The 14,260-nt window shown below is 70.8% G+C and carries 12 protein-coding genes; 6 read left to right on the top strand and 6 right to left on the bottom strand.

Features of this window, described 5'->3' with window-relative positions; genetic code table 11:
* Nucleotides 1-7: 7 nt before the first annotated feature.
* Entirely contained in the window at nucleotides 8-1,666 is a 1,659-nt protein-coding gene (locus ACZ7L4_RS38175; protein ID WP_472109643.1) for an AMP-binding protein, read from the top strand.
* Here ACZ7L4_RS38175 and ACZ7L4_RS38170 read toward each other — a convergent pair.
* The 6 genes from ACZ7L4_RS38170 to ACZ7L4_RS38145 all read right to left on the bottom strand — a co-directional run bounded on the left by ACZ7L4_RS38170 (nucleotide 1,614) and on the right by ACZ7L4_RS38145 (nucleotide 8,484).
* The gene (locus tag ACZ7L4_RS38170; protein WP_472109642.1) at nucleotides 1,614-2,330 is read right to left on the bottom strand and encodes an HAD family hydrolase; all 717 of its coding nucleotides are present in this window, start codon (nucleotides 2,328-2,330) and stop codon (nucleotides 1,614-1,616) included. The genes ACZ7L4_RS38175 and ACZ7L4_RS38170 overlap by 53 nt on opposite strands.
* 32 nt (nucleotides 2,331-2,362) lie before the next feature.
* Nucleotides 2,363-2,848 carry an Lrp/AsnC family transcriptional regulator gene (locus ACZ7L4_RS38165; RefSeq protein WP_403838607.1) on the bottom strand — a complete coding sequence of 162 codons (486 nt, stop codon included), beginning with the start codon at nucleotides 2,846-2,848 and terminating at the stop codon, nucleotides 2,363-2,365.
* A gap of 53 nt (nucleotides 2,849-2,901) precedes the next feature.
* Nucleotides 2,902-3,438, bottom strand: coding sequence for a flavin reductase family protein (locus tag ACZ7L4_RS38160; RefSeq protein WP_472109641.1), 537 nt, complete (start codon nucleotides 3,436-3,438; stop codon nucleotides 2,902-2,904).
* Nucleotides 3,435-5,639, bottom strand: a complete 2,205-nt coding sequence (locus ACZ7L4_RS38155; protein ID WP_472109640.1) for a tetratricopeptide repeat protein — start codon at nucleotides 5,637-5,639, stop codon at nucleotides 3,435-3,437. The genes ACZ7L4_RS38160 and ACZ7L4_RS38155 overlap by 4 nt, the downstream gene beginning before the upstream one ends.
* Nucleotides 5,636-6,823 (bottom strand): hypothetical protein, encoded by a 1,188-nt coding sequence (locus ACZ7L4_RS38150; protein WP_472109639.1) that lies wholly within the window; start codon nucleotides 6,821-6,823, stop codon nucleotides 5,636-5,638. The genes ACZ7L4_RS38155 and ACZ7L4_RS38150 overlap by 4 nt, the downstream gene beginning before the upstream one ends.
* A gap of 575 nt (nucleotides 6,824-7,398) precedes the next feature.
* Nucleotides 7,399-8,484, bottom strand: coding sequence for a LacI family DNA-binding transcriptional regulator (locus ACZ7L4_RS38145; RefSeq protein ID WP_472109638.1), 1,086 nt, complete (start codon nucleotides 8,482-8,484; stop codon nucleotides 7,399-7,401).
* Between the two features lie 274 nt (nucleotides 8,485-8,758).
* Between ACZ7L4_RS38145 and ACZ7L4_RS38140 the strand changes: the two genes are divergently transcribed.
* The 5 genes from ACZ7L4_RS38140 (at nucleotide 8,759) to ACZ7L4_RS38120 (ending at nucleotide 14,258) form a co-directional block, all read left to right on the top strand.
* The gene (locus tag ACZ7L4_RS38140; RefSeq protein ID WP_472109637.1) at nucleotides 8,759-10,033 is read left to right on the top strand and encodes an extracellular solute-binding protein; all 1,275 of its coding nucleotides are present in this window, start codon (nucleotides 8,759-8,761) and stop codon (nucleotides 10,031-10,033) included.
* Between the two features lie 107 nt (nucleotides 10,034-10,140).
* On the top strand, nucleotides 10,141-11,133 hold the full coding sequence (locus ACZ7L4_RS38135) for a carbohydrate ABC transporter permease (protein ID WP_472109636.1): 993 nt from the start codon (nucleotides 10,141-10,143) through the stop codon (nucleotides 11,131-11,133).
* Between the two features lie 19 nt (nucleotides 11,134-11,152).
* The gene (locus ACZ7L4_RS38130) at nucleotides 11,153-12,067 is read left to right on the top strand and encodes a sugar ABC transporter permease (protein ID WP_472109635.1); all 915 of its coding nucleotides are present in this window, start codon (nucleotides 11,153-11,155) and stop codon (nucleotides 12,065-12,067) included.
* Nucleotides 12,068-12,091: 24 nt separating this feature from the next.
* A complete protein-coding gene (locus ACZ7L4_RS38125) occupies nucleotides 12,092-13,747 on the top strand; it encodes a glycoside hydrolase family 13 protein (RefSeq protein WP_472109634.1) in 1,656 nt (551 codons plus the stop codon).
* 67 nt (nucleotides 13,748-13,814) lie between these two features.
* Nucleotides 13,815-14,258 carry a hypothetical protein gene (locus tag ACZ7L4_RS38120; protein ID WP_472109633.1) on the top strand — a complete coding sequence of 148 codons (444 nt, stop codon included), beginning with the start codon at nucleotides 13,815-13,817 and terminating at the stop codon, nucleotides 14,256-14,258.
* Nucleotides 14,259-14,260: the final 2 nt, after the last annotated feature.

Raw genomic sequence — 14,260 nt, 5'->3', positions numbered from 1 at the left:
CCGCACGTTGTCCACTGGCACGTCATCCATCGAGGCGCATCTGCGCGATCTGCGCGCCCGCCAGGCCAAGTCCAGGGCGGGCCGCCAGCCGTCCGAAACCCGCCATGAGGCGGGGGAGCTGACGCTCCCCGGGCATGTGGCCCGCTGGGCGGCCCGGAATCCGGACCGGCCCGCGATCGTCACGGCGGACGAGACCCTCAGCTACCGGCAACTCGACGACCGGAGCGCCCGGTTGGCGGGCTGGATGGCCGGACAGGGCGTGCGCCCCGGCGACCGCGTCGGTGTCTTCCTGCCGAACGGGGCCCGCTTCGTCGTCGCCCTGCTCGCCGTGCTGCGCATCGGGGCGGTGCATGTGCCGGTGAACCCGATGTTCCGCGCGGCCGAGCTGCGGCACGAATTCAACGACGCCGGACCGGAGTTGATCGTCACGCGGGACGCGCTGCTGCCCGCCGTCGAGGAGGTGCGGGCCGACACCCCCGTACGTACCGTCCTCGCGGACGCCGACTGGCCGCGGGCCGTCGCCCACGACCGCCACGAGGACATCGCCGACGACCTCGACGCGCTCGCCGCCCTCAACTACACCGGCGGCACCACGGGACTGCCCAAGGGCTGCGAGCACACCCAGCGGCACATGGTCTACACGGCCACCGCCATCGACAACGGCCGGGTCACCACGGACGAGGCGAAGGCCCGCGGCATCGTCTCGGTCTGCTATCTGCCCATCTTCTGGATCGCGGGCGAGAACCTCGGCATCCTCGCCCCGCTCGTCTCCGGCGGCACCAGCGTCCTGCTCACCCGCTGGAACGCGGCCGAGGTCCTCGACGCCATCGAGACGCACGGCGCGACCACCATGGCCGGCACCGTCGAGAACTACCTCGAACTCCTCGACCACCCCGACTTCGCCCGCCACGACCTGACGAGCCTGTCGACCCCGCTGACGGTCTCCTTCATCCGCAAGCTCACCCCGGCGCTGCGCGCCCGGTGGAAGGCGGCCGTCGGCGAGCACAGTGTGCTGCGCGAGGCCTCGTACGGGATGACCGAGACACACACCAGTGACACCAACACCCTCGGCTTCCAGGACGGCGACCACGACCTGCTGAGCGACCCGGTGTTCTGCGGACTCCCGGTCCCCGGCACGGACTTCATGGTCGTCGACTTCACGACAGGGGAGCCGCTGCCACTGGGGGAGCGGGGCGAGATCGTGGTGCGCGGCCCGTCCGTGCTCACCCGGTACTGGCGTGCTCCCGAGGCGACGGAGAGGGCGCTGCGGGACGGCTGGCTGCACACCGGTGACATCGGCGCCCTCGACGAGGAGGGGTGTCTGCACTACCTGGGCCGCGACAAGGACATGATCAAGGTGAAGGGCATGAGCGTCTTCCCGACGGAAGTGGAGACGCTGCTCGCCCAGCACCCCGACGTGCTCGCCGCCGCGGTCGTCGCCGTCGAGGACCCGGAGAGCGGTCAGCGCCCCTACGCGTTCGCCCGCACCGTCCCCGGGTCCGCGCTCACCGCGGACGCGCTGAAGGAGTGGGCGGCCGGGAACATGGCGACGTACAAGGTCCCGCACGTCGTCGAGATACTCGACGAGCTGCCGCTCACCCCCACAGGGAAGATCAGGAAGACGGAGCTGAGCGCTCGAGCCACTCGCACGCGGCCCGCGCAGTGAACTCCTCCTGACCGCCCTTGAACAGCAGGTCGGCCGTGGTGAACGCCGGGTCGTCCGCCTGCGCCGCGACATACGGCAGCGCGATGCAGCGCATGCCGGCCGCGTGCGCGGCGGCGGCCCCCGGCGCCGCGTCCTCCAGGACCACACAGTGCGAGGCCCGCGTGCCCAGCCGGTGTGCCGCCTCCAGGAACACGTCGGGGGCCGGCTTGCCGTTGTCCACCTCGTCCGCCGACACGTACAGCGGGAGCTGCGCGGCGAGCCCCGTGCCGGTGAGGATCGCGTCGATGGCCTCGGGCGACGAGCCGGACGCGACGATCATCGGCACGCCCGCCGCGCTCAGCCGCTCGACGAACAGGCGCATCTGCGGGAAGACATGGGTCTCGGCGCGCGCGAGCTCCAGATAGCGGGCGTTCATCTCCTCAAGCAGCTCGCCGTCCGGCACGTCGATGCCGTACCGCCGCTTCCAGATGCCGATGGTCTCCAGTGTGGAGATCCCGACGTACGTCTCGTGGTCGGCCCACGTGAAGTCCGTGACGCCCTGACGGGCCAGGGTGCCGAGGGAGGCCTTGAAGTAGTTCGGCTCGCTGTCGACGAGGGTGCCGTCGAGATCGAAGACGACCGCGGTGTCGCCGAAGTGGTACGAGGGGTGGTTCGCGTCGCTCATGTGACCCAGGATGCAGGACCGGGAACCCCCGATCATCCCCGCGGCTGTGCCGCCGCCTTCCCGATCGCCTCGACCAGCGGCAGCAGCCGGTGCGGGACGCGCTCGCGCAGGGCCACCTCGGTGCGGGTGCGCACCACACCGGGCAGCCGGTTGAGCTGCTGGATCACATCCTCCAGATGCTCCGCGTCGCGCGCCGCCACGCGGGCGAGGAGATCGCCGCCGCCGGTGGTGGAGTACGCCTCGATGATCTCCGGCACCCCGGCCAGCTCGTCCCCGACGTCCCCCAGGTGGCCCTGCGTCGTCTCGATGTGCACGAACGCGAGCACCGGGTGGCCGAGGGCCGCGGGGGAGAGGGACGGCTGTACGCCCGTGATCACACCGTCCCGCTCCATCCGGTCCACCCGGGCCTGCAGCGTGCCGCGGGCCACCCCGAGGATCCGGGCGTACTCGCGCATGCTGGTGCGGGGCTGTTCCAGGAGGAGCCGCAGGATGCGGGTGTCGAGCTGGTCCACGGCCATGGCGTCGGACTCCTTCGGTGGCGCGGCGGAACGCCGCCGACTGTACCAATGGCTCAGTGCCGCGCGCCTGCCGCGCCGGATGGCCCCGGGAGGCCGACGAACGCCCCGTCGTGGTGCACCAGCGGCCCCGCCTCCGCGACCCGGCCCGCCCGCACCACGAGCCCGATGACCAGCGCGTGGTCGCCGACCGGGCGCATGCTGACCGGGGTCAGCACGAAGCGGGCCAGTACGCCGTCCAGGGCGGGCAGCCCCAGCGGATCCCGGTGCCAGGAGGTGCCCGGCCCGAAGCGGGCGTGGCGCGGGCCCGCGAAGACCCGCGCCACCTCCTCCTGACCGGCCGCGAGCAGCTGCACCATCACCCACGTCGCGTCCCGCACCGCCTCCCACGAACCCGACCGCAGGCCGACCGTGAACGACAGCAGTGGCGGGTCCAGGGAGAGCGAGGCGAGCGAGGTGACACAGAACCCGGCGGGCCGCTCCCCGCCGACCGTGACCACGGCGACCCCCTTGGCGTGCCGCCGCAGCGCGGACCGTACGAGGTCGGAGCGGGCCGCTTCGATGTGCGGCGGACTCGTCGCCTCGGCGGTCACGCCGCCCGCTCCCGCAGCGCGGCCCCGGCACGGGCGTGGATCTCCTCGGCGTGCGGCGACGCCTCGTCCCGCTCGTACGCGTCCAGGTGGGCCCGCCAGTCCGTGACCGCCCCGGCCGGGTCGTCGAGGGCGAATCGGCTGACGCCCCGCAGGTAGAACAGCTCGGGGTCGGGCACGCCGCCGGCCGATTCGAGCGCGCGCTCCAGGTCGGCCACGGCGCGCCGGTGCTCGCCGAGGGACTGCAGCGCCACGGCCCGGTTGATCCGCAGCTCCGCGTCGTCGTCGAGGGCGAGGGCCGCGTCCAGGTCGTCGACGGCCTCGGCCGGGCGCCCCGCGTCGAAGGCGAGGACGGCCCGGTTCGCCCAGGCGGCGAGGCAGCCCGGATCGGCTTTGAGAGCCGCCGAGTAACTCTCGTACGCGGCGTGCGTGTCGCCCAGTTCGGAATGCAAGGTGCCCTGTGCCGCGAGCAGTTGGGGGCTTCCCGGTGCGAGGCTCAGGCCGTGGTCGATGTCCGCGCGGGCCCGGTCGAAGTCGCCGCGCTCCAGGGACAGGTCCGCGCGGTGCAGCAGCGAGTCGACGTGGTCCGGTTCGACGGCCAGGGCGTAGTCCAGATCGCGCAGCGCGCCCGCGTCGTCGCCCAACTCCCGCAGCAGATCCGCCCGGTTGAAGTGCGCCTCGTAGAACGGTGGCGTGAGCCGGATCGCCGCCGCGTAATCGGCGAGCGCCTCGCGGGTCGCGCCGAGCGCGCGGTGCTGGGCGGCCCGCTCGAAGTAGTAGTCGCCGTAGTCGGGGTCGCGGCGGATCACCTCGTCGTAGTCGGCCAGTGAGGCGGTGTGGTCGCCGCGCGCGCCCCGTACCTGCGCCCGGTTGTACAACAGCACGGAACGGTGCAGGAGTTGCTCGTCCGGGCCGAAGTCGGCGTCGGTGATCGCCATCGCCTCGTCGACCAGGGCGAGCGAGCCGTCGGCGTTGCCGCGGTGCAGCTCGACCAGGGCCCGCGCGTTGCGCATGAACGCCCGCACCAGGACCCGCTTGTGCGGATCGGGGTGCACGTCCGCGATCGAGATCGCCGTGTTCACCCAGGCCAGCGCGAGGTCCTCGTCGTGCGCGTCCTTCGGCAGGAACCGGGTGTAGAGCATCGCCATGAGGTACGCGGTCCCCATGTGCGCGTCCTGCGAAGTGGAGCCGCGCCGCATCTCCTCGAAGTACGCGAACGCGTCCGCGCCGCGCCCCAGGTAGCACAGGCAGGCGCCGGTCTTGTGCGTCAGATTCCAGTACGTACGGTCGGGTTCGCTGTCGGCGAGGAGCGCCCGGCCGCGTCCGGCGAGCTCCACCACGGCCTCGTAGAACCCCTTGTTGAAGCAGGCGGTGACGGCCTCGACGATCGCCTCGACGCCCGCGCCCCGCGGGTCCGTGCCGTGCTCCAGGTGGTACGGGATCGCCCCGAGCCGCAGCGTCGGCTCGTCCCGCCCGGCGAGGAGTTCGGCGCGCGCGGTGTGCCGGCGGGCCCGCTCGGCGGCGGGCAGCGCTTCATAGGCGCGGCGCAGGCGCGCGTCGTCACTGGTGCCGTCGCTGTCGATGTAGCGCTGCGCGAGGTCCGTGTCGGGCAGCAGTTCCGCGTCCACGAACGGCAGGCGGGGAACCCGGCGGGTGTGCGCGGCGAGCGCCCTGCCGAGCAGGTCGTCGGCCGCCCCCGCGCCGTCCACGACCACGGTCAGGGTGGCGGGATCGCAGCGCCGCAGCAGCACGGCCACCAGGTCCCGGTCCGTGGGGTCGGCCTCGTCCAGGCCCCGGAAGGCGAGGGTGAGGCCGCGCGGGTGGGCCACCCGCGCCCAGTCCATGAGGAGTTCGGCCACGCCGTGGGCGATGCGCAGGGCGCGGGTCGCCGGATAGAAGCGGGTGCGCTCCTTGGCGTCGGCGAGATTGGTGAGGGTCTGTGGCGGCGTCGGCACGATCGCCATCAGTTCGGGTGCGATCGACTCCACTTCGGTCGCCCGCGCCGAGGCCACCAACTCGCTGTCGTGAGCGACCAGTTGGGGGAGGGCCTGGTGCAGGAGGAAGTGCGCGGCGGTGAACGGGCCGCGTAACCGGCGGTGGCAGCGGACCTCCAGCGACGGGGACGGCGGCGACTCGGCGGCCGTGGTGTCCGCGGTGGCGGCGGCGTCGAACCACCAGTGGCGTGTCGACAGAAGGGCGGTCATGTCAGGGCTCCTTGCGGTGAGTGGGGACGGGACCGGTTCCGCCGGTCCCGCAGCGTGACGTGGACGAGCAGCCCGATCTGGAGCGCGGACAGGAGCAGGAAGCCCGCCGCGTCGACCAGGTCCCAGAACGGGGTGTGCGGGTCGCCGAGCCGGTCCGCGACCGTCGTCCAGAAGTGCGTCGCGGTGGGGATCCCGGCCCAGGCCAGCGAGGCCAGCGAGAACCCGTACCCGGCGAACAGCAGCGGCGCGTACCAGCGGGCCACGTCGCGGTCGCGCGGCGACCACTCGGTGTCCGGCACCGGCGGTGCGAGGCGCAGCGTCCTGCGGAACCCGGAACGCAGCCGGAACCGCGACGCATTCTGCAGATCCGTGCATCCTGTCGCGGTCGACACCACGTAATAGATGTCCGTCTCCAAATAGAACAGGAATTGCCAGATGAGGCGCAGGACGCAGGTGAAGGCGACAGCGAGACAGAGTTTGTGAATCCACGACGGAATGGCGTTCGTGTCGAGCGCGAGCGAAAGCAGCGTGAACCCGCACAGCAGGACCACATCCGCCAGCATGCCCGCCCAGAAAACCAGATAGCGTTTCCGGCGCTCCACGCTGAGCAGTGAATCGAGTCGGGTCTCCGCGACCAGGTAGTAGAGCCTGCGCCCGATCCCGAGCGTGGACGGCAGGCCGAGCCGCCGCGCGGCGAGCGCGTGGAACGCCTCGTGCACGACGATGCACGGCAGCGCGAGCGCGAAGACGGTCAGCGGAATGAGCGTCAGGTAGTGCGTGAAGAACACCTGGTGGTACGAGGGCCGCAGCCCCGGATCGCGCACCATCATGGCCACCGCGGCCGCCACGAGGACGGCGTACGCGGTCCAGGCGGGCCAGGAGAACAGCGCTCTGCCGAGCCCCTGCCAGCGCACCCGCCGCTGCTCGGGATCCGGCTCGCCGGTGTGCAGAAAGCCGAGTTCGGCGAGGGTTTCCAGGAAGTCGTCCATGTCGAGCGGGCCGCCGCACGTGCGCTCGTACCAGTCGGCGACCTCGCCGACGGGCACCCCGTCGGCGAACATCCGCAGCGCCTGTGCCCCCTCCTCGGGGAACACCGCGTACGAACCGGTGTCGGGCCGGCCGACCATCACGCCGTCGTCCTCGGCGACCATCGTGAGCCGGTGCAGCCGAACGGTGCCGTTCATCCGGCACACCCCCTTGTGGGAGACGGGAGTTGCAGGTGGCCGGGGCCGGACCCCGAAGGCGGTCCGACCCCGGCCGGGGAGGCGCAGAATTACGCGGCGTCGCCGCAGAGGTAGTAGCAGGCCGTGGTCAGGCGGATGGGCCCTGCCTTGCGGACAGAAATCTTCTTCATGGTGTTCCCCCTTCCGGATCATCGGAGTTGTGCGAATTCCGGAATCGCTGTGCTGGAGCAAGCTTTGGCATGCGAATTCGGGCATGTCAACGGGGAATCGGAGCGTCCGACACAAATAACGTAAATGTATTGGGGAAATGCTCTCGGGCCGTTTTCCCGCTGTTTTCGGGCAGGGGGAAGCGGCACTCCTTGCACGGGGAAAAAAGAAAGCAGAGTTCGCTCGGTGAACAAGGAGAAGAGATCGAAACGGGCGCGGCGCCTTCGGTCGGCCGCGCCACCCGTGATCAGCGGTGCGCTCTGCGTGCCATCCGTACCTCCCGCACGGCCCCCGTAACAGCCCGGTGCGCCCCGGGCTCAGTGCAGGATACGGAGCGGGGTGGCGCGGCGTTCAGCGAATCCGCGCGGCTATCGCCGCCCGACAACCCCCGGCCCCGACGCCGTCGACCCCCGCACGACCAGCTCCGGCATGAACACGAACTCGGTGTGCGGCGCAGGCGTCCCGCCGATCTCCTCGAGCACCGTGCGGACCGCGGCCTGGCCCATCGCCTGCACCGGCTTGCGGATGGTCGTGAGCGGCGGGTCCGTGAACGCGATGAGCGGGGAGTCGTCGAACCCGACCACCGAGATGTCGTCCGGCACCTCGAGGCCCCGCTGCCGGGCCGCCCGGATCGCGCCGAGCGCCATCATGTCGCTCGCGCACACGATCGCCGTGCAGCCCCGGTCCATCAGGTCGCAGGCCGCGGCCTGCCCGCCCTCCAGTGTGTAGAGGGAGTGCTGGACGAGCTCGCGCTCGATGTCGTCCGGGCTGAGTTCGAACCGGTCCCGCATCGCCCGCACGAAGCCCTCGATCTTCCGCTGCACCGGCACGAACCGCTTCGGCCCGAGCGCCAGGCCGATCCGCGTGTGGCCGAGGGAGCCGAGGTGGGTGACCGCCAGTTGCATGGCCGCCCGGTCGTCCGGCGAGATGAACGGCGCCCGCACCTGCGGAGAGAAGCCGTCCACGAGCACGAACGGCACGCCCTGCGCCCGCAGTTGCTCGTAGCGCCGCATGTCCGCGGTGGTGTCGGCGTGCAGTCCCGAGACGTAGATGATGCCGGTGACACCCCGGTCGACGAGCATCTCCGTCAGCTCGTCCTCCGTCGAGCCACCGGGGGTCTGCGTCGCGAGCACCGGTGTGTAGCCCTGGCGGGTCAGAGCCTGGCCGATGACCTGGGCAAGCGCCGGGAAGATCGGGTTCTCCAGCTCGGGCGTGATCAGGCCGACGAGCCCCTCGCTGCGCCGGCGGAGCCGCACCGGGCGTTCGTAGCCGAGCACGTCGAGCGCGGCGAGGACGGACTGGCGGGTGGCCGCGGCGACGCCCGGCTTGCTGTTGAGGACCCGGCTCACCGTCGCCTCGCTCACCCCCGCCTGCGCCGCGATGTCGGCGAGACGCGCGGTCGCGGGTGCGGCCGGGGGCGCCTTGCGGGCGGCCTGGGCGGGCAGCTGGGTCATCGCACTCCTTGTGGGGGCCAAGAGCTGGGGGAGCCGGGGCAGGAGTCCCGATGATCCCTGTGACGGCGCCCCGTGGCAAGAGCTTGCAGACCCTTGCAGCGCCACATAAGCCCATGTAACAGGTGATAACCACCCGTCGAGTGCCGGAACTTGGAGGTCACGAACCCGTAACCTCCGGCCGTCTCTGCAAATTTTTTCAGCAAGGTCTTTCCTCGGGCTTGCAGCGCTGTTACGTTCACGTCGCCCAGTCGGGCCCAACCCTCTAGGAGTTCTCATGCGGCGTGGCATAGCGGCCACCGCGGTGGTGGCGTCCCTCGCACTCGCGGCGACGGCCTGCGGCGGAAGTGACGACAGCGGTGACAAGGCGGCGGGCCCGGTCACCATCACCTGGTGGGACACGTCGAACGGCACCAATGAGGCGCCCACGTACAGGGCGTTGGCCAAGGACTTCACGAAGGCCAACCCGGACATCAAGGTCAAGTACGTCAACGTGCCCTTCGACCAGGCCCAGAACAAGTTCGACACGGCGGCCGGCGCGAGCGGCGCCCCCGATGTGCTGCGCGCCGAGGTCGGCTGGACGCCCGCCTTCGCCAAGAAGAGCTACCTGCTGCCGCTCGACGGCACGGAGGCGCTCGCCGAGAAGGACAAGTTCCAGGCGTCCCTCATCAAGCAGGCCCAGTTCGACGGCAAGACGTACGGCGTCCCGCTGGTCACCGACACCCTCGCCTTCGTCTACAACAAGGCCCTCTTCAAGAAGGCCGGCATCACCGAGGCGCCCACCAGCTGGGACCAGCTGAAGAAGGACGCGGCCAAGGTCAAGGACAAGACCGGTGCCGACGGCTTCTGGGGCTCCACGGCCGGCTACTACGCCCAGCCGTTCCTGTTCGGCGAGAACACCGACACCGTCGACGCCGCCGGCAAGAAGATCACCATCGGCTCCGCCGAGGCCAAGAAGGGCCTCACCGCCTGGAAGGGCCTGTTCGACGGCAAGGGCCTGCACAAGGCCGACGCCACCGCGGACGCGTACGCGCACATCCAGGACGCGTTCGTGAACGGCAAGGTCGCCTCGACCATCCAGGGCCCGTGGGAGATCACGAACTTCTACAAGGGTTCGGCGTTCAAGGACAAGAAGAACCTGGGCATCGCCACCGTCCCGGCCGGCTCCGGCGGCAAGCCGGGCGCCCCGACGGGCGGCCACAACCTGTCCGTGTACGCGGGCTCGGACAAGGCCCACCAGGAGGCCTCGCTGAAGTTCGTGAAGTGGATGACGTCGGCGAAGACGCAGGAGCAGATCGCCCTGAAGAACTCGACGCTGCCCACCCGCGAGGACGCGTACACCGACAAGGTCACCGCCGACCCCGGCATCGCCGGCTACCAGCAGGTCCTCGACGCCGCCCGGCCGCGCCCCGAGCTGCCCGAGTACAGCTCGCTGTGGACGCCGATGGACCAGGAACTGCCGAAGGTCGCCACCGGCAAGGAGTCCCTCGACCAGGGCGTGAGCGGACTCGAGACCTCGTTCGCCAAGCTGCTGCCCGGCTTCTCCAAGTGACCTGGTAAGACCGCCGGTTCGCGCCCCGGAGGGGAGGGCGCGAACCGGCAAAGACCTGTCCGAGGGCCGGTCGTCGAACCACCGGCCCGACTCAGAAGGTGCTCCGCATGACCCTTGCCGTCGACCGCCCGGACGCGAAGAAGCCCGCGCCGCGGCCGGGCCCGATCCGGCGCCTGAAGGACTCGTACCGCACGTACTGGTACGCGTACGCGATGATCGCTCCGGTCGTCGTCGTCCTCGGCGTCCTCGTCGTCTACCCCCTGATGCGCGGCTTCTATCTGACGCTCACCGACGCCAACAGCCTCAACTCGGCCCGTACGATCGGCGTCAACCAGATCGAGGCCACCTACAAGTTCATCGGCCTCGACAACTACGCCGACATCCTGTGGGGCCCCTCCGCCTACGACCGCTTCTGGTCGCACTTCGTGTGGACCATCGTGTGGACGGCGGTCTGTGTCGCTCTCCATTACGGGATCGGACTCGGCCTGGCCCTGCTCCTCAACGAGAAGCTGCGCGGACGCACCTTCTACCGGCTCCTGCTGATCCTGCCGTGGGCGGTCCCGACGTTCGTCACCGTCTTCGCCTGGCGGATCATGCTCGCCGACTCCGGGATCATCAACGTGGCCCTCGGCACGCTGCATCTGCCCGAACCGAGCTGGCTGGAGGACCCCTCCTTCCAGCGGATCGCCGCGATCCTCGTCAACACGTGGTGCGGTGTCCCGTTCATGATGATCTCGCTGCTCGGCGGCCTCCAGTCCATCGACGCGTCGCTGTACGAGGCCGCGGAGATGGACGGCGCCAATTCCTGGCAGCGCTTCCGGCACATCACCCTGCCCGGCCTCAGGTCGGTCAGCTCCACCGTCGTGCTGCTCGGCATCATCTGGACCTTCAACCAGTTCGCGATCATCTTCCTGCTCTTCGGCAACACGGCACCGGACGCGCAGATCCTCGTGACCTGGGCCTACCGCCTCGGATTCGGGCAGCAGCCGCGCGACTTCGCGCAGTCCGCCGCGTACGGCGTGCTGCTCCTGTCGATCCTCGCCGTCTTCACCTCCTTCTACTACCGCTGGTTGAAGCGCAATGAGCAGCTCGCCGTCTGACGCCGCAGGAGCCACCATCATGACTACGACCACCGAGTCGCGGGTCCCCACGCAGCGTTCAGTGGCCGGGCCCGCCCCCGCGGACAAGCGCCGCGTGCGCGGACGCGGCGAGCGCAGCCCGCTCGCCAAGGCGCTGACGCACGGCGTCCTCGCCGTGGCGAGCCTCGTCGCGCTGTTCCCCGTCGTCTGGCTGACGTATCTGTCGCTCGGGCCCGACAAGGACGACTATCTGCACCCGGGCGACATCGTGGGCAAGGCGACCCTCGACAACTACGCGTACGTCCTGCAGCACACCCAGTTCTTCCACTGGGCGGCCTCGACGCTGATCGTCGCGCTCGGCACCACGCTCGTCGGCGTGCTGTTCGCGGCGACCACCGGCTACGCCGTCTCCCGCATGCGCTTCCCCGGCTACCGCTCGCTGATGTGGGTGCTGCTGCTCACGCAGGCCTTCCCGATCGCCGTGCTGATCGTGCCGATCTACGAGATCTTCTCGGAACTCGGCCTGATCGACACCTACCAGGGCCTCATCCTCATCAACTGCACGACGATCGTGCCGTACTGCACCTGGCTCCTGAAGGGCTACTTCGACACCATCCCCGGTGACATCGACGAGGCGGGCCGGATCGACGGACTCAGCCCCTTCGGCACCTTCTGGCGGCTCATCCTGCCGCTCGCGAAGCCCGGCATCGCGGTCGCCGCGTTCTACGCCTTCATCACGGCGTTCGCCGAAGTCGCCTTCGCCAACACGTTCCTGCTCAGCGACACCAAGTACACCTTCGCGATCGGCCTGGCGAGCTTCGTCAGCGAGCACGACGCGCAGTGGAACCTGATGGCCGCGACCGCGGTGTTGATCGCCATCCCGGTGACCGCTTTCTTCTACCTTGTCCAGAAGCACCTGGTCACCGGCCTGACCGCCGGCGGAACCAAGGGCTGAACCCGGCTACGCAGCAAGGACATCATGAGCCAGCACTCCACGGACCGGCCGGTGGCGGCCGCCACCACGACCCGCGAGACCACCGACTGGTGGCGGGACGCGGTCATCTACCAGGTCTATCCGCGCAGCTTCGCGGACAGCGACGGCGACGGCACCGGCGACCTCGAAGGCATCCGCCGACACCTGCCGCATCTGCGCGAGTTGGGCGTCGACGCGGTGTGGCTGTCCCCGTTCTACGCCTCGCCGCAGGCCGACGGCGGCTACGACGTCGCCGACTACCGGGCCGTCGACCCCATGTACGGCACGCTGCTCGACGCCGACGCGGTGATCCGCGACGCGCACGCCCTGGACCTGCGCATCATCGTCGACCTGGTCCCCAACCACTCCTCCGACCAGCACGAGTGGTTCAAGCGGGCGGTCGCGGAAGGACCCGGATCGCCGCTGCGCGACCGCTACCACTTCCGCGCCGGCAAGGGTGCGAACGGCGAACTGCCGCCCAACGACTGGGAGTCCATCTTCGGCGGTCCCGCCTGGACCCGGCTCCCCGACGGCGAGTGGTATCTGCACCTCTTCGCCCCCGAGCAGCCCGACCTCAACTGGGAACACCCGGCGGTCGCCGACGAGTTCCGCTCCATCCTGCGCTTCTGGCTGGACATGGGCGTCGACGGCTTCCGCGTCGACGTCGCCCACGGCCTCGTCAAGGCGGAGGGCCTGCCCGACATCGGCGGCGGCGAGCAGCTGAAGCTGCTGGGCAACGACGTGATGCCGTTCTTCGACCAGGACGGCGTCCACGAGATCTACCGCTCGTGGCGCACGATCCTCGACGAGTACGACGGCGAGCGGATCTTCGTCGCGGAAGCCTGGACGCCGACCGTCGAGCGCACCGCCAACTACGTCCGCCCCGACGAGCTGCACCAGGCCTTCAACTTCCAGTACCTGGGCGCTCCTTGGGACGCCGAGGGTCTGCGCGACATCATCGACAGCTCCCTCGACGCGATGCGCCCGGTCGGCGCCCCCGCGACGTGGGTGCTGTCCAACCACGACGTCACCCGGCACGCCACCCGCTACGCCAACCCGCCCGGCGGCACCCAGATCCGCACCCCCGGCGACCGCGAACTCGGCCTGCGCCGTGCCCGCGCCGCCACCCTCCTGATGCTCGCCCTGCCTGGCTCGGCGTACCTCTACCAGGGCGAGGAACTCGGCCTTCCCGACGTCACCGACCTCCCCGACGAGGTGCGCCAGGACCCCTCGTACTTCCGCGCCGAGGGCCAGGACGGCTTCCGCGACGGCTGCCGGGTGCCGATCCCGTGGACCCGCACCGGGCCCTCGTACGGCTTCGGCGGCGGCGGCAGCTGGCTCCCGCAGCCCGACACGTGGGGCGAGCTGAGCGTCGAGGCACAGACCGGCGACCCGGACTCGACCCTCGAGATGTACCGCTCGGCGCTCGCGCTGCGCCGCACCACCGCGGGCGCCGGCGACGGCGTGAAGTGGCACGGCGAGGCCCCGCAGGGCGTGCTGCACTTCGAGCGCCCCGGCTTCGCCTGCACGGTCAACACGACGGGCGCGGCGGTACGCACCGCGGCGCCGGGCACGGTGCTGCTCGCCTCGGCGCCGGTGACGGTGGCGGACGGACACATCGACCTGCCCGCCGACACGACGGTGTGGTGGGAGATCGCCTGACACCTGGCGCCAGGAAGGGGCGGCACCCGGTCGGGTGCCGCCCCTGAGGCATAGGCTCCCGCCTGTGATGGCACAGGGGAGGGGCGGTCGGCGTGCGGGCGCGCGCCGGGCCGTGAGGGTCGTGGTGTGGGCGGCGGTGCTCGTCGCGTTCGCGCTGCCGCTGCGCCACGGGCTGCTGGCGACGCGCGCGTACGTGGACGGGTACTGGGCGACGGCGGACCAGGTCGGCGACCGGAACATCAGCGAGACGTTCAGGTGGAGGACGCCACAGGGCGAGGCCGTGCACGGTGTCGTGCACGGCCTCGGGGAGAAGGGGTACTTCGACGAGCCGGTCGAGGAGGACGCCGAGATCTACCCGGTGCGCATCTGGGTCTCCGCCGCCGGCTCGGCCCACTACGACGAGGCGCCGCCCGAAGCCGCGATGGTGATCGGCTACGGTGCGGCGCTCGCCGTCGCGGGCGCGACCGCCTACGTGCTGTGGGCGGTGCGGCGCGCCCGCGACCCGCGCTGAGC

It is taken from the genome of Streptomyces sp. NPDC107575, assembly GCF_055657265.1.
The sequence above is the reverse complement of the archived record's forward strand: the minus strand, read 5'-3'. Positions and strand labels throughout refer to the sequence as shown.

What these genes read in the sequence shown, in the direction of transcription:
- ACZ7L4_RS38170 (WP_472109642.1), bottom strand. Translation starts at nt 2,330, where the DNA reads ATGAGCGACGCGAACCACCCCTCGTACCACTTCGGCGACACCGCGGTC.
- ACZ7L4_RS38145 (WP_472109638.1), bottom strand. Translation starts at nt 8,484, where the DNA reads ATGACCCAGCTGCCCGCCCAGGCCGCCCGCAAGGCGCCCCCGGCCGCA.
- ACZ7L4_RS38125 (WP_472109634.1), top strand. Translation starts at nt 12,092, where the DNA reads ATGAGCCAGCACTCCACGGACCGGCCGGTGGCGGCCGCCACCACGACC.
- ACZ7L4_RS38140 (WP_472109637.1), top strand. Translation starts at nt 8,759, where the DNA reads ATGCGGCGTGGCATAGCGGCCACCGCGGTGGTGGCGTCCCTCGCACTC.
- ACZ7L4_RS38120 (WP_472109633.1), top strand. Translation starts at nt 13,815, where the DNA reads ATGGCACAGGGGAGGGGCGGTCGGCGTGCGGGCGCGCGCCGGGCCGTG.
- ACZ7L4_RS38155 (WP_472109640.1), bottom strand. Translation starts at nt 5,639, where the DNA reads ATGACCGCCCTTCTGTCGACACGCCACTGGTGGTTCGACGCCGCCGCC.
- ACZ7L4_RS38135 (WP_472109636.1), top strand. Translation starts at nt 10,141, where the DNA reads ATGACCCTTGCCGTCGACCGCCCGGACGCGAAGAAGCCCGCGCCGCGG.
- ACZ7L4_RS38150 (WP_472109639.1), bottom strand. Translation starts at nt 6,823, where the DNA reads ATGAACGGCACCGTTCGGCTGCACCGGCTCACGATGGTCGCCGAGGAC.
- ACZ7L4_RS38130 (WP_472109635.1), top strand. Translation starts at nt 11,153, where the DNA reads ATGACTACGACCACCGAGTCGCGGGTCCCCACGCAGCGTTCAGTGGCC.
- ACZ7L4_RS38165 (WP_403838607.1), bottom strand. Translation starts at nt 2,848, where the DNA reads ATGGCCGTGGACCAGCTCGACACCCGCATCCTGCGGCTCCTCCTGGAA.